We start from the raw sequence: 18,464 nt of genomic DNA, 5'->3' as shown, positions 1-18,464 counted from the left end.
GGTCTCGGGCGGCTCTGGGCTCCCTGCGCTGAGTTACGCATGAAGTTCAGTGATGTAACTGCGCCGTGTCAACAGTTGCGTGGATGAAAGTGCTCAGACAGAGCGTCAGCAAGGCCGTTTTGCACCCTTGTTGGCGTTTCTTTCCATCGATACATGCCATGTTTCGCAGCGAAGCCAGGGCAGAGCTCAGCCGGAGCACACAGAAGCAAAATGAGTACTACTCATTTTGAAAACAATGGATTCGTTGGACTGGTCCGGGAGGGACTCGGTCGGCGGTCGATCGGCGCCGACAGCCCGCCTCCACCTGGGAAGATTGCCCACTTTGAGGCGTGGACAGACGCGCGGACTGACCCGTCGGCATGTCCCGCCTGTTGCGCCAGTGAAAAATAGGTGTGCCTATCGTCTTGACCACCCCGCCTTGTTGCATCGATAAATGCAACTCATAAGAAACCGGGGGGTTCGAGGAGGGACACACTACAGATGAGACCCCTACGCATCGGCGCGGGGACGGTCAAGGCCCTCGCGGCGGCGGCCGTCGTCTTCGCGGCCGTACTGCCCGCTCAGCCCGCCTACGCGGCCACGACGAACTTCTACGTCGACCCCGTCAACGGCAGTGACAGCAACTCGGGAACCAGCACCGCCTCGGCCTTCAAGACCATCCAGGCCGCCCAGGCCGCGGTCCGGGCCGTCAACGCGAACATGTCCGACGACATCGTCGTGAACCTGCGCGGCGGCACCTACCCCCTCACCAGCCCGATCAGCTTCGGCACCAGCGACTCGGGCACGAACGGCCACACGGTCGTCTACCAGGCGTACAACGGCGAGACGCCCGTGATCACCGGCGGCAAGGCGATCACCGGCTGGACCGCGGCCACCAACGGCGAGTACAAGGCGCCGGTCGGCAGCCTCAACTTCCGGCAGCTGTACGTCAACGGGGTCCGCGCCACCCGGGCCCGCTTCCCCGACCTCGGCTCGGACTTCCAGCTGCAGGGCAGCGACAAGACCAACAAGCTGCTGAAGGTGCTCAGTTCACAGGTCTCCAACTGGAACCACCTCGACCAGGTCGAGATGATGCTGGAGACGCAGTGGGGCGAGAGCTACCTGCGGCTGAAGTCGATCAGCTCCGCCAACGGCACCGCCAACCTGTCGATCCAGGATCATGAGGCGGGCATCCTCTTCCCGCGCCCGTTCCCCGTCCTCTCCAACGGTTCTCCCCTGCACTTCGAGAACGCCCACGAATTCCTCAACGAACCGGGCGAGTTCTACGTCGACACGGCCGCGCAGACGGTCTACTACAAGCCCCGCCCCGGCGAGGACATGTCCACGGCCATCGTGCAGGCCCCAACGGTGCAGACACTCTTCGACATCAAGGGCACGAGCCTCGACAGTCCCGCCCACGACCTGCGCTTCTCCGGGCTCACCTTCACCGGGACCACCTGGATGGAGGCGACCGACAACGGCTACCTCAACGGCCAGGGCGGCAACTACAACCTCTCGGCCGACGCCTCCAACAACCAGTACGTCGGCCGTCCGCCGGCCGGCGTCCAGGCCTCGGACGCCGACCGCGTCTCCTTCACCGGCAACACCTTCACGCAGATGGGCGCCACCGCCCTCGACCTCCACCACGGCGTGCACGACAGCACCGTGACCGGAAACGTCATCTACGACATCGCCGGCAACGGGATCATGGTCGGCAAGTTCTCCGACCCGACCGTGGAGTTCCACACCGTCTACAACCCGCCCACCTCACCGGCGGGTGAGGACGCCCGGGAGGTGGTCAAGAACGTCACCGTCAAGGACAACCTGATCACCCGGATCGGTGAGGACTACCTGGGCACCGCGGGCATCAACGCGGGCTTCGTCAACAGCACCACGATCGACCACAACGACATCTCCGACGGTCCGTGGGCCGGTATCTCGCTGGGCTGGGGCTGGCAGTCGGCGGCCAACGCCGAAGGCAACAACAGCATCAGCTACAACCGCATCGGCAACGTGATGAACCGGCTCTGCGACTCCGCCGGCATCTACCACCTCTCCAACGATCCCGGCACGGTCATCAACGGCAACTACGTCCACGACGTGATACGCACGCCGGCCGCCTGCGGCTCGGCCGTGTCCGGCTTGTACATGGACGAGGGGTCGAACAACATGACCCTGTCGAACAACGTGCTGTCCCACACCGACGGCTTCATCAACCAGAACCGCAACGGCTCCAACGTCACGCTCACCAACAACACGTCGTCCGGCGACTCGGTGATCAAGGCCTCCGGCCTAGAGTCCGCCTACCAGGGGCTGGCGGCGAAGCTCAACCTCGCCTACAACAAGCCGGCGTCCGCCTCCTCGGTGAACGGCTCCTCCTGGGACGCGGCCAAAGCCGACGACAACAACGGTGCCACCGGCTGGTCGCCGACCGGGAGCGACACCTCGGCCTGGTGGCAGGTCGACCTGGGACAGGCCTACCAGCTCGGGCAGTTCTCCCTGACTACCCGCCAGGACCTGGACCAGTCCGAGACGCGCGGCAACTTCGAGATCCGGGCCTCCAACGACCCGTCCTTCGGCACCTACACCGTCGTCGGACGCCAGACGAGCACCCTGCCGCTCGCTTCCACGCTCACCGGCAACATCGACGTCCGCCAGAAGTTCCGCTACGTGCGGGTCGCCAAGACCGACGGCGCCTACTTCTTCATCGCGGACTTCAGTGTGCAGCAGGCCGGCGGCGCGCTGGAGGACGCGACCGGGACGCCGACCATCAACCCGTCGACGAACTACACGATCAAGAACGTCAACAGCGGGAAGTTGATGGACGTGTACCAGAACTCCACCGCCGACGGCGCGAGCGTCATCCAGTGGCCGAGCAACGGTGGTGCCAACCAGCAGTGGAACATCGTCCCGGTCAGCGGTCAGCTCTACAAGATCGTGAACCGGAACAGCGGCAAGGCCCTCGACATCAACGGCTCCAGTCACCGGACGGGGACCGCGCTGCAGCAGTACACCTACAACGGCGGCAACAACCAGCTGTGGTACTTCGAGCCGACCAGCGGCGGGTACGTCATCCGCAACTTCGAGAGCAGGCAGGTCCTGGAGCTCGGCGGCGGATCGACGGCCGACGGAGCCGCCATCAGTCAGTGGATGCCGTTGAACCAGTCCAACCAGGCTTGGACGATCCAGTGACAGCGTGATCCGACGCGCCGGCGCCATCCGCTCACCCGGACGCGTCCGCCCGCCCTCAACACCTCTCAGCCCCGCCCCCAGCCCCACGACGAACCCGGCTGGGGGCGCGGCTTGCTGCCCCACACCCATGACAAGGGAGCACATGGTGCCTGAACTGCTCGTTCTCCGAAGACTGCGCCGGGGGGTGATGAGCTGCCTGGCTGCGGTGGCGCTCGCCGTCACCGGCCTTGTCGCCTTCACCGGCGCCTCGCAGGCCGCTGTACAAGAGCCCTGCGACATCTACGCGGCGGGCGGCACACCGTGCGTCGCGGCGCACAGCACGACCCGCGCGCTGTTCGCCTCCTACAACGGACCGCTCTACCAGGTGCAGCGGACGTCGGACAACGCGCTCAAGGACATCGGGCTGCTGTCGGCCGGAGGCGTCGCCGACGCGGCGGCGCAGGACTCGTTCTGCGCGGGCACCACCTGCACCATCACCCGCGTCTACGACCAGACCGGCGGCGGCAACACCCTGGTCTACCAGGGCCCCGGCGGGACCGGCGGCGCCGACACGGCGGCCACCGCGACCACCGAAGCGATCGGCGTGGGCGGCCAGAAGGCGTACGCGCTCTACATCAACCCCGGCAACAGCTACTTCGCCTACAACTCCGCCGGGGGTGTGCCGACCGGCAGTTCACCCGAGGGCGAGTACATGGTCACCAGCGGCACCCACGTCAACAACGGCTGCTGCTTCGACTACGGCAACACGGAGATCGACCACAAGGCCGACGGCAACGGCGCCATGGACGCGATCAACTTCGGCACCGAATGCTGGTTCGGCGGCTGCAGCGGAACCGGACCGTGGGTCCAGGCGGACCTGGAGAACGGCCTGTTCTCCGGCGGCAGCAAGACATGGAATCCCAACCAGGTCTCCCAGACCAGCCGCTTCGTCACCGCGATGCTCAAGAACAACGGCACCACCCAGATGGCGCTCAAAGGCGCGAACGCCCAGGCCGGGAGCCTGACCCAGCTCTACAGCGGCGCGCTGCCCAGCGGATGGAACCCGATGCACAAACAGGGTGCCGTCATCCTCGGCAGCGGCGGCGACTGCTGCCAGACCAACCGCAACGCGAGCGCGGGCACCTTCTACGAGGGCGCCATGGTCAAGGGCTACCCCTCCGACGCCACCGACGCCGCCGTCCAGGCCAATATCGCCGCGGCCGGCTACAACACCGGCACGTCCAGCCCCTTCACCCCGGGCGCGAAGGTGTCGCTGCAGGCCACCACCTCCTGCTGCACCGGGGACTACCTGCAGCACGACACCGGCGACGACAAGGTCGTGATCGCGCCGGTGACCTCCAGCAGCTCGACCACCGACAAGGGCAACGCCACCTGGATCGTCCGCGCCGGCCTGGCCGACAGCAACTGCGTCTCCTTCGAGTCCGCCAACGCTCCCGGCACGTACCTCAGGCACTACGCCTTCCAGCTTCACCTGCAACCCGACGACGGCTCCAGCCAGTTCGCCGCCGACGCCACCTTCTGCTCCAAGCCGGGCAACAGCGGCACCGGTTACTCCCTGCAGTCCTTCAACTATCCGGCCAAGTACATCCGCCACTACCGATTCACCGGCTACGTGGCAGGCAACGGCGGTACCAACGCCTGGGACACCACGGCGTCGTGGGCCCAGGACACCAGCTGGCTCGCTGCATCTCCCTGGAGCTGACAAGCAACCGGCCTGCCTGAGCCTGCGGCAGCAAGTACGGCCTCCCCGCACCACGCGGGGAGGCCGGTCGGCCAGAGGCCCCCGAGCACCGTCGTCCCGCGGTCGAGCGGAAACCGGGCGATGTCATGCGCACCGTAGAGTCCGACCATGTTCTGCCCGGCGGGGTGTGGTCCGGGGGCGCCCATCAACGCCGGCCCGGCCGACGCGAGGGTGACCGGATACAGTGCGCGCGAGACGGCCGCACGGTTGGGGAGGGCAAGCGTGACCGACACCAGAAGCATCCGACCCGCCGACGGCGAAGCGCGAGCGCCACGGCCGAGCCGACTGCTCCGCCTGATGCGCTACATCCCTGTGATCGCTCCGGTCCTGCTGTGGACCGTGCCCTGTTGGGTGCTCCTGTACACCGGCCAGCACTGGCCGCTGCCCGTCACGCTGGTGAGCACCGCCTTGTTCGTCCTCGGCCTCGTCGGTATGCCGCTCGCGATGGTGCGCGGCCACGGTCGGCGCCAGCAGGACTGGGCAGCGATAGCCGGTGACACCCTGCTGGGTACCAGCTGGGTTCTGTTCACCTGGTCCGTTCTGCTCGGCGTCCTCTTGCGGCTCGCCCTGACCTTGGCCGGCGTCGGCGAGAGTCAGGACCGGGCCCGGATCGTCACCTGGGCCGTCCTGGGCGTGACCGCCGTACTGCTCGCCTGGGGGTACGCCGAGGCCCGCCGCGTGCCCCGTGTGCGCCGACTCGACGTTCGACTCCCGCGACTGGGTGCCGGATTGGACGGTATCCGCGTCGCCCTCATCACCGACACCCACTACGGCCCCCTCGACCGCGTCCGCTGGTCGGCCCGGGTGTGCGAGACGGTGAACGTCCTGGAGGCCGACCTGGTCTGTCACACCGGCGACATCGCGGACGGCACGGCCGAGCGCCGCCGCGAACAGGCCCTCCCCCTCGGCACCGTGCGGGCCACCCATGCCCGCGTCTACGTCACCGGCAACCACGAGTACTACAGCGAGGCTCAGGGCTGGGTCGACCTGATGGACGAACTGGGCTGGCAGCCGCTGCGCAACCGCCATCTGCTGCTCGAACGCGGCGGCGACACCCTTGTGGTCGCCGGCGTGGACGACGTCACGGCCGAGTCCTCCGGGCTGGCAGGCCACCGCGCCCACCTCGCCGGAGCCCTGGACGGCGCCGACCCCGAGCTGCCCGTCCTGCTCCTGGCCCACCAGCCCAAGTTCATCGACCGGGCGGCGGCCGCCGGTATCGACCTCCAGCTCTCCGGGCACACCCACGGCGGCCAGATCTGGCCCTTCCACCATCTGGTCCGCCTCGACCAGCCCGCCCTCGCCGGCCTCAGCCGGCACGGCGCCCGCACCCTCCTTTACACCAGCCGCGGCACCGGCTTCTGGGGTCCGCCGTTCCGCGTCTTCGCCCCCAGCGAGATCACCCTGCTCGTGCTCCGGACGGGATCGACGGACCAGACATCTCCACGCTGATGTCGGACGCCGGGCTCACCAACGGCTTCGGCTACCGGCCGCCAAGCCTCGAAGAGGGGGCACCGCCCGTGAACTGCTGCCGGTACGGCCTCACCGCGCGCCGGGCTATGGCGAAACGGTGCGTCTCCGACGGGCCGTCGTAGATACGGAAGGGCCGTACCTCCCGGAACAGGCGGGCGAGGGGGGCGTCGGCGGCCGAGATGCCGAGGGCTCCGCAGATCTGGACCGCCCGGTCGACGACCCGGTTCACCGCCTCCGCCACGAAGGTCTTGGAGACCGAGGAGAGCTGTGAGGCCGCGGCCGAGCCGGTGTCCAACTCCCAGGCCGTACGCAGGATCAGGGCGCGGCTCGCCTCGATGTCGATCTCGGAGTCGGCCAGCATCTGCTGGACCATGCCGAGGTCTCCGAGCGCCGAACCGAAGGCCATCCGGCTTCCGGCCCGCTCCAGCGCGATGTCCTGGGCGCGACGGGCCGCTCCCAGCCAGCGCATGCAGTGGGTCAGCCGGGCGGGGCCGAGCCGTACCTGGGCGCCCTCGAAGCCGCGGTCCAGCGTTCCCAGCACCTGCCCCTCCCCCACCACGCACCCGTCGAAGACGATCTCGCTGTGCCCGGCGAAGAGCGACTCGTCGAGGGTCTCGATCGTCCGGACGAGGCGCATGCCGGGGGTGTCGGCGTCCACCAGGAACATGGTGGCGCCGCCCGGGTCGCCGGGGTCGCCGGACGTGCGGGCCATGACGATGGCGAATCCGGAGCCCTGGGCGCCGGTGATGAACCACTTGCGCCCGTCTATACGCCAGCCGCCGGGCACCCGGGTGGCGGTGGTCCGCAGCAGGCGGGGATCGGAGCCCGCGCCCGGAGCCGGTTCCGTCATGGCGAAGCAGGACCGTGTCTCGCCGGCGGCGAGCGGACGCAGATACGTCTGCTTCTGCTCTTCGGTGGCCACGTTCTCCAGCAGGTGCATGTTGCCCTCGTCCGGGGCCGCGCAGTTCAGCGCCAGCGGTCCGAGCAGCGAGTGACCCGCCGCCTCGAACACCACGGCCTGGCCGCGCAGGTCGAGCCCGTGGCCGCCCCAGCGCTTCGGTACGTGCGGGGCAAACACACCCGCGTCCCGGGCGGCTTTCTGCAGCCTCTCCCGCAGTGCCTCGGGGGCGTCGTGCACGGACCCGCCGCATTCGCGCTCGGCCGGGACGACCACCTCGCGTACGAACTCCGTGGTGGCTTCGGCCAGTTGGGCGACAGTCGGATCGACATCGAACTGGATGGGCACGGGACCTCCCGCCGACGGGCGCACGGGCATCCTCAGCCGTCGCCTCCTAGAAACTGTATAGCGTGTTTAGTATCTTGCCCGGAAGCCCCCGGCGACGGGAAGACGACGGGAGAGACACCCATGAGCCCGACCGCGAGCACCGGCCCGGTCCGCACGGTCCGCCGTCCCGACGGAGTCGTCGAGCTGAGGCTGGACGATCCCGGCCGCGGGAACGCCCTGGATCTCAGAACGGCCGAGGCGCTTCGGGACACGGCCCTGGAGGTGGCCGCGGACCCGGGGAGCGCGGTCCTGCTGCGGACGACGGGCGGCAGTTTCTGCGTGGGCGGTGACCTGCGCGCGTTCGCCGGCCGCGGCCCGGAGACCGGCGCCTATGTGCGCGCCGTGGCGAGCGCCGCACATGCCGCGATACAGGTTCTGTACGAGCTGCCGGTGCCGTTGGTGACCGCTGTGCGCGGGGCGGCCGCGGGCGGCGGGATCGGCCTCGCCCTCGTGGGCGACATCGTCCTGGCGGCCCGGTCCGCGCGGTTCCGGCTCGCGTACACGGCGATCGGACTCACCCCGGACTGCGGGGCGTCCTGGTTCCTGCCACGCCTGCTGGGCCCCCGCAGGGCGGCGGAACTTATCCTCACCAACCGGGTCCTGACCGGCGACGACGCCGAACGGTGGGGCCTGGCGTCCCGTTCCGTGCCCGACGCGGAACTGGACGACACGGCCCACCGGACCGCCGCCGACCTGGCCGCCGGTGCCGGTGAGGCACTCCGCGCCGCAAAGGCGCTGCTGCGCCTCGACAGCGGTGACGATCTGCGCCGCCACCTCGCCGAAGAAGCACGGTCCATCGCCGCTCTCGCGGACGGCCGGGACGCACAGGACCGCATCACGTCGTTCCTCTCGGCGAAAAGTGTTTCTTGAGTCCCTCTTCACTAACCAGCCTGCCGAGGCGTAACCTCCGGGCAACACAGGACCGAGCAAGAGGTGTGGCGATGCAATCTGCTGCCGTGGACCTTCCGGACGCGTCCGACGAGCCCCTCACCGAAGCCGTCGTCGATCTCGTTCTGCGTGGCATGTGGCGCGGCCGTCCGGACTCCGAGTACCGGCCGCTGGTCGACGCCGGCCTGGCGACGGTGAAGGGGCCGGTGGTGCTGCCGACCGAGCGGGCCAAGGCCGCCGTCGCGCAGTTCCTGCGGGTTCCCGCCGGCTCCGAGCAGGAGGAGCGGATCACCGCGGCGTACGAGGCGTTCCTGCCGGTCAACCGGAAGATCCGGGACGTGTGCACGGCATGGCAGTGCCGCCCCGACGGCACCGTCAACGACCATTCCGACGACGTCTACGACGCCGGGGTGCGCGAGTCGCTGGAGGACGTGCACGAGGCCATCCAGCCCGTGCTGCGCAGGCTGGACCAGGTCCTCGCGGGCAGTGGGCGGTACCTGACGGACCTGGAGGACGCCCTCGACCGCTTCGACGACGGCGCCCCCCAGTGGCTGGCCTCGCCGCTGTGCGACTCGTACCACACCGTATGGATGCGGCTGCACCAGGAGCTGCTGTTCGTGCTGGGCATCAGCCGCGCCGAGGACGAGGCCCGTGAAGAGGAACTCGTCACCGGGGGGCGCGGGTGAGCGTCACCGACCGCGAGGCGGGCCTGCCCGCACCGTCCGAGGCGCCCCTCACTCCGTCCGGTAGTCCCGGGCCTCCCGGCCGGCTCCTGGTTCCGTACGGGCAGGGACGCATCCGGGGTCTGGACGCCGAGGAGCTGGGCGCCCACGGCGCGGCGATGGACGGGCTGGTGGCCCTCGGTCTGCCGGTCGTGCCGGGGCTCACCGTGCCCGCCACAGCTGCCGCGTCGCTGTGCGAAGCCGCCACCGCCGAAGCCGCCGTGGACCTCGTCGAACAGCTCTCGGGACGGCGGCTCGGGGACACGGCCCGGCCGCTGCTGCTGCGCCTGTCCGCGAGCGCCCCGACCGAGATCGCCGGCCTGCCGCCCGACCTGGCCTGCCTCGGCGTGGCCGGGGGCACTGCGGACGCGCTGTGCGCCGTCATCGGGCAGGCGGACGCCTTGCACGAGGTGTGGGCCGCCACCGTACGCGTGATCGCCGAACACGCCCTGGACGTTCCCGGTGCGCTGCTCGACGACGCCCTCCTGGACACGCCGGAGCCACGGGCGCGGGTGGAGGTGCTGCTGTCCCTGGTGGCGGAGCACGGCTCCCGCGCCTTCCCCGACGACCCGGCGCAGCAGCTGGCGCTTGCCGCACGTGCCCTGCTCGCCCGGTGGGACTCGCCGCGTGCGCGCAGGTCCCGCCGGGCCCAGCGGCTCCCTGCCGACCTCGCCCTCGCCCTGCATGTGCAGGCTCTGCGCATCGGCCCGGCGGACCACTCCGGCTACGGCACGGCGGTCAGCCGCGATCCGGAGACCGGGCGTCTGTCCCCGCAGGGCTCCTTCTTCCGCGGGGTGCGGCGCAGCGCCCCGCCGCCGCACTCCGGTGAACCGCTGGACCGGCTCGCGGGCGGCACCGTGCTGCTGGAGCACTCCCTGCTCACCCTGGAGCGGCACCTGCGCGCGCCGGTGTCGGTCGACTTCGAGGTACGCGACGACGAGATCTCCCTGCTCACCGCCTCCGCCCAGCTCCGCCCGCCCCTGCGGGCCTCGGTGTGTCTGGCCGCGGACCTCGCCCGGGACGGAGCGCTCGGCCACGAGGAAGCCGTCCGGCGGGTCACCCCCGCGCAGGTACAGGAACTGCTCCACCCCCAACTGCGGCTCAGCGGTGGGGAGGAACTCCTCGGTCGGGGCCTGCCCGCGTCGCCGGGAGCGGCGACCGGGACGGTGGTGCTCTCCAGTGAGAGGGCCCTCGAACTGGCCGCGGACGGCACCCGGGTCGTCCTGGTGGCCGCCGAGACGACCCCGGCGGACGTGCCCGGCATGCTGGCCTCCGTCGCCGTGCTCACCGGCAGCGGCGGGATCGCCTCGCACGCCGCCGTGGTCGCGCGGGGCGCCGGCAAGCCCGCTGTGTGCGGCGCCGAGGGGCTGCGCGTGGACCGGGCGGCCGGGACGGTCCGCTTCGGGGAGCGCGTCGTGCGCGAGGGCGACCCGGTCTCGCTGGACGGCCGCACCGGCGCCGTCTACGCGGGCACGCTGAGCGTCAGCGTGGCCGGACCGCCGCCCGAGCTGTCCACCCTGCTCACATGGGCGGACGACATACGCCGACTGGGTGTGCGGGTCAACGCCGATACCGCCGCCGAGGTGGAGACGGCCCTGGCGCTGGGCGCGGAGGGTGTCGGACTGTGCCGTACGGAGCACCAGTTCCTCGGCGAGCGGCTGCCGCTGATCCGCCGGGTGCTCCTGGCGGCCGACCCGACCGCCCGGGACGAGGCCCTGGTGGCGCTGGAGGGCGCCCAGCACGAGGACTTCACCGCGCTGCTGGCCGCCGTGGGCGACCGCCCGGTGACCGTGCGCCTGCTGGACGCCCCGCTGCACGAGTTCCTGCCCGCCCCCGGGGAGGCACTGGACGCGGGCGAGGAACAGCGGGCGGCCGCACTGCGCGAGGCGAACCCGATGCTCGGACTGCGCGGGGTGCGGCTGGCGCTGCTGCACGAGCGGCTCTACCCGGCGCAGGCCGAGGCGCTCTTCACCGCGTGGGCCGATGTCGCCGCCACCGGGGTCCGGCCGGAGCTGGAGGTGATGATCCCGCTGGTCAGCCTGCCGGAGGAACTGGCCGCGGTCGCCGCGTACGTACGCGACGCCGCCGACGCGGTCGCCGCCCGCACCGGGGTGGAGGTCCCGTACCGGCTCGGCACGATGATCGAGACGCCGCGCGCCGCGCTGCTGGCCGGGGAACTCGCCGAGCACGCCGAGTTCTTCTCCTTCGGCACCAACGACCTCACCCAACTCACCTACGGTTTCTCGCGGGACGACGTCGAGCGCCAGGTGCTCACCTCGTACCAGGAACGCGGGTTCCTGACCGCGAGCCCGTTCGCCCGGCTCGACCCGCACGGGGTGGGTGCCCTGGTCGGCCTGGCGGCCGAGCGGGCCCGGAGCGTGCGGCCCGGCATCAAGCTGGGCGTGTGCGGCGAGCACGGCGGCGACCCGGAGTCGATCGCGTTCTGCGACGGCCTCGGCCTCGACTACGTCTCGTGTTCCGCGCACCGCGTGCCGGTGGCCCGGATGGCGGCGGCGCACAGCGCGCTGCGCGCAGGCGACGACACCGGCGGGAGCACACGATGACGAGCACCGTGACCGAGACCGAGGGCACAGCCCTGTCGGACACCGAGCTGGAGGATCTCCGCGAGACCGTCCGCGCGGTGTGCGCGGATGCCGGCGGCACCGCAGCGGTACGCCGGCTGTCCGAGGAGGCCCCCGGCATCGACTCCGGGTTGTGGGACACCCTCGGCCGGCAGGTCGGCCTCGCGGCGCTCGGCCTGCCCGGGTCGGCGGGAGGCGTCGGCGGACTCGCCGGGATCGCCGCCGTCTGCGAGGAGTTGGGCCGGACCCTGGCACCGGTACCGCTGCTGTCCTCCACCGTGCTGGCCGGACAGGTACTGGCCGGCTGCGGCGCGGCCGACAAGGCGCTGGGCAGGCTGGCGGAGGGCGTCGTGCACGCCCTGGCCGTGGTCTCCCCCGACGGGACATGGCGGGCCGGCGCCGTGCCCGTGGCCGTCTCCTGGCAGGGCAGCGTCCCGCTCCTGGACGGCACCGCGCCGTTCGTCCTCGACGGCGCCGACGCCGAGACACTCGTGGTGGCCGCGAACGGCACCGACGGTGTGGACCTCTTCCTGGCCGATCCGCGAGAGCCGGGGGTCACGGTGCGCCGGGTGCCCACCCTTGATCTCAGCCGCGGGCAGGCGATCGTCACTTTCGACGGCGCCCGGGTCCGGGCACTGACCGCCGGCGGCGAGGGAGCGGAGGTCGTCTCCCGCGCACTGGACGTGGCTATGGTGGCCCTGGCCGCCGAGCAACTGGGCGGAGCACAGGCCGCCTTGGACATGACGGTGGCCCATGTGCGCGACCGCACCCAGTTCGGCAGGGCGATCGGTGGCTTCCAGGCGGTCAAGCACGCCTGCGCCGACATGCTGCTCCAGGTCGAGGCCGCACGGTCGGCCGTGGTCCGCGCGGTCCGGGCGGACGGCTCACCTCGGGAGCTGGCCGAGGCGGCGGCGGTAGCACAGGCGTGGTGCGGTGAGGCGTTCGTCTCCGTCGCCGCCGAGTGTGTGCAGCTCCACGGCGGGATGGGCTTCACCTGGGAACACGACGCGCATCTGTACTTCCGGCGCGCGCAGTCCGACGCGGTGCTGCTGGGCGGCTCCGCACACCACCGGGAACGGCTGGCCGCCCTCCTGGGCTGGTGACGTGGAAGGAGGGCGGGAACATGACCACCAGGCTCATCGACGAATCCCTGTTCGAGAACCCGGGCGACCGTGAGCACGACGACGGGGACGCGCCGCGTCTTGTGGGCGCCCGCTGCTCCGCGTGCCACACCGTCGTCTTCCCCCGGCAGGACTCGTGCCCCAGGTGCGCGGGGCGGACGATGTCCGAGCAGGTGCTGCCGGTCAGGGGGCTGGTGTGGTCGTGGACGCTTCAGGCGTTCCCGCCGAAACCGCCGTACCGGCCGCCGGCCGACGGCTACCGCCCGTACCACGTGGGCTACGTGGACCTCGGCGAGGTGCTGGTCGAAGCGCGGCTGGCGGTGCCCCGCGAGGAGATCCGGATCGGTCTGCCGGTCCGGCTCACCCTGGTGCCGGCTTACGAGAGCGAGGACGGAACCGAGGTCGTGACCTTCGCGTTCCGCCCGGAGCGGGACGAGGAGCGATGAGCCGGGGAGCGATGAGCCGGGTCGACGAGGTGTACGTGATCGGATGCGGGATGCATCCCTTCGGCCGCGACGAGAGCGTCACCGGCATGGACATGGCCGAGCGGGCGGTGCGCGCGGCGCTCGCCGACGCCGGTGTCGCCTGGGAGGACATCGGCTACGCGGCCGGCGGCTCCGACGTGTCCGGCAAGCCGGACACCCTGGTGGGCCGTCTGGGTCTGACCGGAGTGCCCTTCGTCAACGTGCAGAACGGCTGCGCGACCGGTGCCTCCACGGTGCTCGCGGTGGCCAACGCGCTGCGCGCCGGCGAGGCCTCCCTCGGTCTGGCGGTGGGCTTCGACAAGCACGAGCGGGGCGCGTTCCATGTCTCCGCGGCCCGCTACGGCCTCGGCGACTGGTACGCCGAGACCGGCATGATGCTGACCACCCAGTTCTTCGCGCTGAAGACCCAGCGCTACCTGTACGAGCACGGAATGTCCGAGCGGGCGCTGGCGATGGTGGCCGAGCGAGCCTTCCGCAACGGCGCCCGGCACCCCCTGGCATGGCGGCGCAAGCCGCTCACGGAGCGGGAGATCCTGGACGCCGCCGAGGTCAGTCCGCCGCTCACCCAGTACATGTTCTGTTCGCCCGGACAGGGCGCGGCGGCCCTGGTCCTGGCGCTCGGCGACCGGGCCTTCGACCTGTGCGAACGGCCAGTCAGACTTGCCTCGTTGGCCTTCCGGACGCGGCGGTTCGGTTCGTTCGAGGTGTTCTCTCCGTGGCTGCCGCCGGGCCCCCACCGCAGCCCGAGTGTCGACGCCGCGGAGGCGGCCTTCCGCACCGCGGGCGTACGGCCCGCGGACGTGCAGGTCGCGCAGCTGCAGGACACGGACAGCGGCTCGGAGCTGGTCCACCTCGCGGAGACCGGACTGTGCGGCCACGGCGAGCAGGAGGAGCTGCTGGCCGCCGGGGTCACCGATCCCACGGGCCGGATACCGGTCAACACCGACGGCGGTTGTCTGGCCGGCGGGGAGCCCGTGGGCGCCTCCGGGCTGCGTCAGTTCCACGAGGTCGTACGGCAGTTGCAGGGCCGGGCACCCGGCGCGCAGGTGCCGGGCGCTCCCCGGGTGGGCTTCACGCATGTCTACGGGGCGCCCGGGATCAGCGCCTGCTCGGTCCTGACGGTGTGAGAGGCGGCGGGCGACCGGGAGCCGACCGGCGGGATGGACGTCCGGGCGAGCCCTCTCAGGTCCGTGACGTGGCCTTCTTGTCCGGCCTCTGCTGCCCCGCCGGCGTCTCCTCGGCGGCCACGATGCGCAGCGCCAGCTCCCTGACCGCCTGCAGCACGGCCCGGGAGGGCAGCCGGGACAGCGGTCCTCCCTCCGCCCGCAACGCGGTGACCAGCATCGTCGTACTGATCAGCGTGCGGACCGCGAGCGCCTGTCCCGCGTGCCGGGCCTTCGCCGCGCGGGGGCTGCGCGTGCTGCCCTCGGGCAGGTAGTCGTAGCCACGCTGGATGTGGCGCTGCTCGAACTCGTCCCGCAGGACCTTCACGCTGCCGTTGGCGGACGCGACCTGGACCTGGTAGAGCCGGGCCTCGTCAGGGTTCTTCTCCACCCATTCCCATACGGCGTCGATGACGCGGACCAGGCCCTCGGCGTCACCCGGCTCGGATTCCGGCCGGGCCGCCTCCACGACCGCGTTCAGCTGGTCGAAGACCCGGCGCATGGCGAGTTCGAGCAGTTCCTCCTTGCCGTCGAAGTGGTAGTAGACGGCCGTGGGAACCACCTCGGCCTCGTCCGCGATGTCCTGGATGCTCGTCTCCGCGAATCCGTTGCGGCCGAAGACCCGCACGGCGGCGCCGATGATGTGCTGCCGCCGCGAGGGCCGGTGGGCGGGCTGCTTGCCGTTCTTCGTCGTGGCCATCCTGCTCCCTGCCCGCTGCCGTCGGTCCGCACCCGTGATCTCTGGTACTGACCATTGTATCCAGTAACTCCTGCCCCCCGATCGCACAATTCCTGCTGCACACTGGCCTTCGACGCACTCAGGTCCCGGCATACTTGACACCATGACGACATCCGGAACCCGCGCCGCTCACCGTCCCTCGCGCAGGCAGTGGGTGATCGAGGCGGCCACCGAGTTGTTCGCCACCCAGCCGCCGGACGAGGTGACGGTGGCCGACATCGCCTCGCGCGCGGAGATGACCTCGGCCGCGGTGTACTACCACTTCTCCTCCAAGGACCAGGTCCTGGCCGAGGCCATGCGGGCGTTCGCCGCGGCGCTGCGCGAGCAGTTGCAGGCGATCACGGAGGCGCACGAGCCCGGCTCGCCCACCGGAGCGGCGATCACCGCCCTGCTGGCGTGGATGGCCGAGAACCGGTCCGCGGCCACCGTGTTCTTCGTGTCGTCGGCCGGAATGAGCCAGGAGGCGGAGGCGCTGCGCCAGGAGAGCCGTACGGAGTTGCTGGAGGAGCTGGTGCGGCTGGTCCGCAAGGCCCGCGCGTCCGTCTCGGACGCCGAGGCGGCGGTGAACGGCCTGGGCCTGCTGGCGCTGCTGGAGACCGCGGCCACCTCGCAGGTGCGGGGCGACGACGTCTACCGGTCGCTGGGGCACCGCTCGTTCGTCCGCGAGGTCGGCGATCTCGCGGAGCGGATCGCCGACCCGGCCCGGTAGACCTCGGGTCACACCAGCAGACGCAGCGGCTTGCTCAGCAGCTCGCCCACCGTGCGCAGGAATTCGGCGGCGGGTGCGCCGTCGACGGCGCGGTGGTCGAAGGTGAGGCTCAGCGTGAGCACCCGGGTCCGCAGCGGTCGGTCGTCCACCCACTCGACGCCGTCCCTGAGCCTGCCCACGCCAAGGATCCCGACGTTGCCGGGATTGATCACCGGGGTGAAGAAGTCGACGCCGTATCCGCCGAGCGAGGTGACGGTGAAGGTCGCCCCCTCCAGCTGCGTGAGGGAGATCCGCCCCTCGCGCGCGGCCTGCGCCAGCTCCTTCGACCGGCGGGCGATCTCATGCAGCGGCAGCGCCGCCGCGTCCTCGATGACCGGGACCATGAGGCCGCCCGGTACCGCCACCGCGAAGCCCAGGTGGATGCCCTCGAGCAGATGGATGCCGTCGTCCCGGACCGTCGCGTTGAGCAGCGGGTGCTCGCGCAGGGCCAGGGCGGCGGCCTTCAGCAGGAAGTCGCCGAGGCTCGGCACGGGCAGTTCGCCGTCGGCCCACTCCTGCTTGAGCCGCTCCCGCAGGGACACGACGGCGTCCATCCGCACCTCGTAGCCGTGCGTCAGCTGTGCCATCTCCTGGAGGCTGGCGTGCATCCTGCGGGCGATGGTGCCGCGCATCCCGGTCAGCGGGAGGACGTCGCCGGGCTGAGGAGCCGCGTTGCGGCGAGCGGGGGCAGCGGTGGCCGCGTCGAGATCGGACCGGCGGACCCGGCCGCCCGGACCCGTGCCGTTCACCTCGGACAGGTCGATGCCGCGTTCCTTCGCCAGCTTGCGCACCAGCGGGGAGGAGCAGGCGGCCTCCTGCGGGACCGGCGGGGCGGGGACCTCGGGGAGGGTCGCGAAGAACTCCTCCACGTCCTCGGAGACGATCCGGCCGCCCGGCCCGGTGGCGCGTACGGCGGTGAGGTCGACGCCTACGGCCGCGGCGACCCGCCGGGCGTTCGGTGAGGACAGAAGCCTGCCCCCGGTACCGGCGGGGGCAGGCGCGGCACCCGGGGCTGCCATGGTGTCCGTGCCCCGGGTGGGCCCGGGCCCGGCGGGCGTGGGGGCTCCCGTCGCCTCCGGTGGCTGTTCGCCCTCGGCCAGCAGCCAGCCGATGAGGGTCCCGGCCGGCACGGTGGCCCCGGCCTGGACCACCGGATGGAACAGGCCCCCGGCCTCCGCCTCGACGTCCACGTCGACCTTGTCGGTGGCCAGCCGCAGCAGTGCGTCGCCCTCGGCGACGGCCGCGCCGACGGGCACCAGCCATTCGTCGATCGTGCCTTCCTGCATGGTCAGGCCGATCTTCGGCAGCAGAACCTCGACCGCCACGTCGGTCACGACCTTTCGAGGAGGCGCCGGCACCCCTGGGCGATGCGGGCGCGATCGGGCACGTACGCCTTCTCCAGGACCGGCGAGAAGGGCACCGGGGAGAAGGGGGCGCCGATGCGCAGGACCGGCGCGTCGAGGTAGTCGAAGACCTCGTCCTGGATCTGGGCGGCGATCTCCGCGCCGAGCCCGCCGAACGTGACGGCCTCGTGCACCACGAGCACCCGGTTGGTGCGCCGCACAGAGGCGAACATCGTCTCGGTGTCCAGCGGCTGCACGGTGCGCGGGTCGATCACCTCGATCTCCACGCCTTCGGCGGCGAGTTCGTCGGCCGCCGCGAGGGCCTCCCCCACCATGCGGCCGAGGGCGATCACGGTGACGTCGGAGCCCTGCCGAGCGGTGTGCGCCTGGCCCAGGGGGATGCCGTAGATCTCCCCGGGTACTTCGCCGGTGCTGCCGAGCAGCACCTTGTTGAGCATGACGACGGTGGGGTTGTCGTCCCGGATGGCCGAGACGGTCAGGCCCTTGGCGGTGTACGCGTCGCAGGGCATCACCACCTTGAGGCCGGGCACATGCGCCAGCCACGCCTCCAGGCTCTGGCTGTGCTGGGCCGCGGCACCGAGGCCTGCTCCCGAGGCGGTGGTGATGGTGAGCGGCACGGACAGCGCGCCGCCGAACATGTACTTCATCTTCGCCGCCTGGTTGACGATCTGGTCGAGGCAGACGCCGATGAAGTCCATGAACATCAGGTCGACGACGGGGCGCAGACCCCGGGCGGCGGCTCCCACGCCGAGGCCGACCAGGGCGGCTTCGGAGATCGGGGTGTCGATCATGCGACGGGGCCCGAACTCGTCGAGGAGGTTGTCGAACATGCGGAACACGCCGCCGTATCCGGCCACGTCCTCCCCGGCGACGAAGACGTTCTCGTCCTCGCGCATGGCCTGCGCGAGCCCCTCGTTGAAGGCCTTGACGTAGGTGAGTTTGCGCGTGGCGACGGCCGGCGCCTCGGTGGTGGTGGTCATGGCGG

General features: G+C 71.2%; 14 protein-coding genes. 10 read left to right on the top strand and 4 right to left on the bottom strand.

From position 1 onward, the window contains the following. Positions 1–480: 480 nt before the first annotated feature. From ACIBW9_RS26430 to ACIBW9_RS26420, 3 genes are all read left to right on the top strand, one after another. Positions 481–3,171: an RICIN domain-containing protein gene (locus ACIBW9_RS26430; protein ID WP_398959049.1), complete on the top strand. Its 2,691-nt coding sequence runs from the start codon at positions 481–483 to the stop codon at positions 3,169–3,171. A 142-nt stretch (positions 3,172–3,313) separates the two neighbouring features. After that, on the top strand, positions 3,314–4,873 hold the full coding sequence (locus ACIBW9_RS26425) for an alpha-L-arabinofuranosidase B (protein ID WP_398959047.1): 1,560 nt from the start codon (positions 3,314–3,316) through the stop codon (positions 4,871–4,873). A 261-nt stretch (positions 4,874–5,134) separates the two neighbouring features. After that, positions 5,135–6,361 (top strand): metallophosphoesterase, encoded by a 1,227-nt coding sequence (locus ACIBW9_RS26420; protein WP_398959046.1) that lies wholly within the window; start codon positions 5,135–5,137, stop codon positions 6,359–6,361. Between the two features lie 31 nt (positions 6,362–6,392). Here the strand turns inward: ACIBW9_RS26420 and ACIBW9_RS26415 are convergent, their stop codons facing one another. Beyond that, positions 6,393–7,628, bottom strand: coding sequence for an acyl-CoA dehydrogenase family protein (locus ACIBW9_RS26415; protein WP_398959044.1), 1,236 nt, complete (start codon positions 7,626–7,628; stop codon positions 6,393–6,395). Positions 7,629–7,748: 120 nt separating this feature from the next. On the opposite strand from ACIBW9_RS26415, the gene ACIBW9_RS26410 reads away from it, so the two are divergent. The 6 genes from ACIBW9_RS26410 (at position 7,749) to ACIBW9_RS26385 (ending at position 14,592) form a co-directional block, all read left to right on the top strand. Next, positions 7,749–8,537, top strand: coding sequence for an enoyl-CoA hydratase/isomerase family protein (locus tag ACIBW9_RS26410; protein ID WP_398959042.1), 789 nt, complete (start codon positions 7,749–7,751; stop codon positions 8,535–8,537). Positions 8,538–8,608: 71 nt separating this feature from the next. Further along, the gene (locus ACIBW9_RS26405; protein WP_398959040.1) at positions 8,609–9,241 is read left to right on the top strand and encodes a hypothetical protein; all 633 of its coding nucleotides are present in this window, start codon (positions 8,609–8,611) and stop codon (positions 9,239–9,241) included. Continuing rightward, positions 9,238–11,841 (top strand): putative PEP-binding protein, encoded by a 2,604-nt coding sequence (locus ACIBW9_RS26400; RefSeq protein WP_398959038.1) that lies wholly within the window; start codon positions 9,238–9,240, stop codon positions 11,839–11,841. The genes ACIBW9_RS26405 and ACIBW9_RS26400 overlap by 4 nt, the downstream gene beginning before the upstream one ends. Further along, a complete protein-coding gene (locus tag ACIBW9_RS26395; RefSeq protein ID WP_398959036.1) occupies positions 11,838–12,962 on the top strand; it encodes an acyl-CoA dehydrogenase family protein in 1,125 nt (374 codons plus the stop codon). Before ACIBW9_RS26400 ends, ACIBW9_RS26395 begins: the two co-directional genes overlap by 4 nt. 20 nt (positions 12,963–12,982) lie before the next feature. Then, positions 12,983–13,426, top strand: a complete 444-nt coding sequence (locus ACIBW9_RS26390; protein ID WP_398959034.1) for a Zn-ribbon domain-containing OB-fold protein — start codon at positions 12,983–12,985, stop codon at positions 13,424–13,426. 11 nt (positions 13,427–13,437) lie between these two features. After that, positions 13,438–14,592 (top strand): thiolase family protein, encoded by a 1,155-nt coding sequence (locus tag ACIBW9_RS26385; protein WP_398959677.1) that lies wholly within the window; start codon positions 13,438–13,440, stop codon positions 14,590–14,592. Positions 14,593–14,647: 55 nt separating this feature from the next. Here the strand turns inward: ACIBW9_RS26385 and ACIBW9_RS26380 are convergent, their stop codons facing one another. Next, positions 14,648–15,328 (bottom strand): TetR/AcrR family transcriptional regulator, encoded by a 681-nt coding sequence (locus ACIBW9_RS26380; RefSeq protein ID WP_398959032.1) that lies wholly within the window; start codon positions 15,326–15,328, stop codon positions 14,648–14,650. A gap of 142 nt (positions 15,329–15,470) precedes the next feature. Here ACIBW9_RS26380 and ACIBW9_RS26375 point away from each other — a divergent pair, with 142 nt between their 5' ends. Next, positions 15,471–16,076 carry a TetR/AcrR family transcriptional regulator gene (locus ACIBW9_RS26375; RefSeq protein WP_398959030.1) on the top strand — a complete coding sequence of 202 codons (606 nt, stop codon included), beginning with the start codon at positions 15,471–15,473 and terminating at the stop codon, positions 16,074–16,076. Positions 16,077–16,084: 8 nt separating this feature from the next. Here ACIBW9_RS26375 and ACIBW9_RS26370 read toward each other — a convergent pair whose 3' ends face one another. Next, on the bottom strand, positions 16,085–17,440 hold the full coding sequence (locus tag ACIBW9_RS26370; protein WP_398959028.1) for a dihydrolipoamide acetyltransferase family protein: 1,356 nt from the start codon (positions 17,438–17,440) through the stop codon (positions 16,085–16,087). A 5-nt stretch (positions 17,441–17,445) separates the two neighbouring features. Beyond that, positions 17,446–18,459, bottom strand: a complete 1,014-nt coding sequence (locus tag ACIBW9_RS26365; RefSeq protein WP_398959026.1) for an alpha-ketoacid dehydrogenase subunit beta — start codon at positions 18,457–18,459, stop codon at positions 17,446–17,448. Positions 18,460–18,464: the final 5 nt, after the last annotated feature.

Origin of the sequence: Streptomyces sp. NPDC049541, from assembly GCF_044465725.1 — a bacterium.
Classification (GTDB): domain Bacteria; phylum Actinomycetota; class Actinomycetes; order Streptomycetales; family Streptomycetaceae; genus Streptomyces.
This window is presented reverse-complemented; position numbering and strand designations above follow the sequence as displayed.

Coding starts and splice junctions, on each gene's coding strand:
- ACIBW9_RS26380 (WP_398959032.1), bottom strand. CDS start 15,328: ATGGCCACGACGAAGAACGGCAAGCAGCCCGCCCACCGGCCCTCGCGG.
- ACIBW9_RS26390 (WP_398959034.1), top strand. CDS start 12,983: ATGACCACCAGGCTCATCGACGAATCCCTGTTCGAGAACCCGGGCGAC.
- ACIBW9_RS26365 (WP_398959026.1), bottom strand. CDS start 18,459: ATGACCACCACCACCGAGGCGCCGGCCGTCGCCACGCGCAAACTCACC.
- ACIBW9_RS26430 (WP_398959049.1), top strand. CDS start 481: ATGAGACCCCTACGCATCGGCGCGGGGACGGTCAAGGCCCTCGCGGCG.
- ACIBW9_RS26385 (WP_398959677.1), top strand. CDS start 13,438: ATGAGCCGGGTCGACGAGGTGTACGTGATCGGATGCGGGATGCATCCC.
- ACIBW9_RS26410 (WP_398959042.1), top strand. CDS start 7,749: ATGAGCCCGACCGCGAGCACCGGCCCGGTCCGCACGGTCCGCCGTCCC.
- ACIBW9_RS26375 (WP_398959030.1), top strand. CDS start 15,471: ATGACGACATCCGGAACCCGCGCCGCTCACCGTCCCTCGCGCAGGCAG.
- ACIBW9_RS26395 (WP_398959036.1), top strand. CDS start 11,838: ATGACGAGCACCGTGACCGAGACCGAGGGCACAGCCCTGTCGGACACC.
- ACIBW9_RS26405 (WP_398959040.1), top strand. CDS start 8,609: ATGCAATCTGCTGCCGTGGACCTTCCGGACGCGTCCGACGAGCCCCTC.
- ACIBW9_RS26425 (WP_398959047.1), top strand. CDS start 3,314: ATGGTGCCTGAACTGCTCGTTCTCCGAAGACTGCGCCGGGGGGTGATG.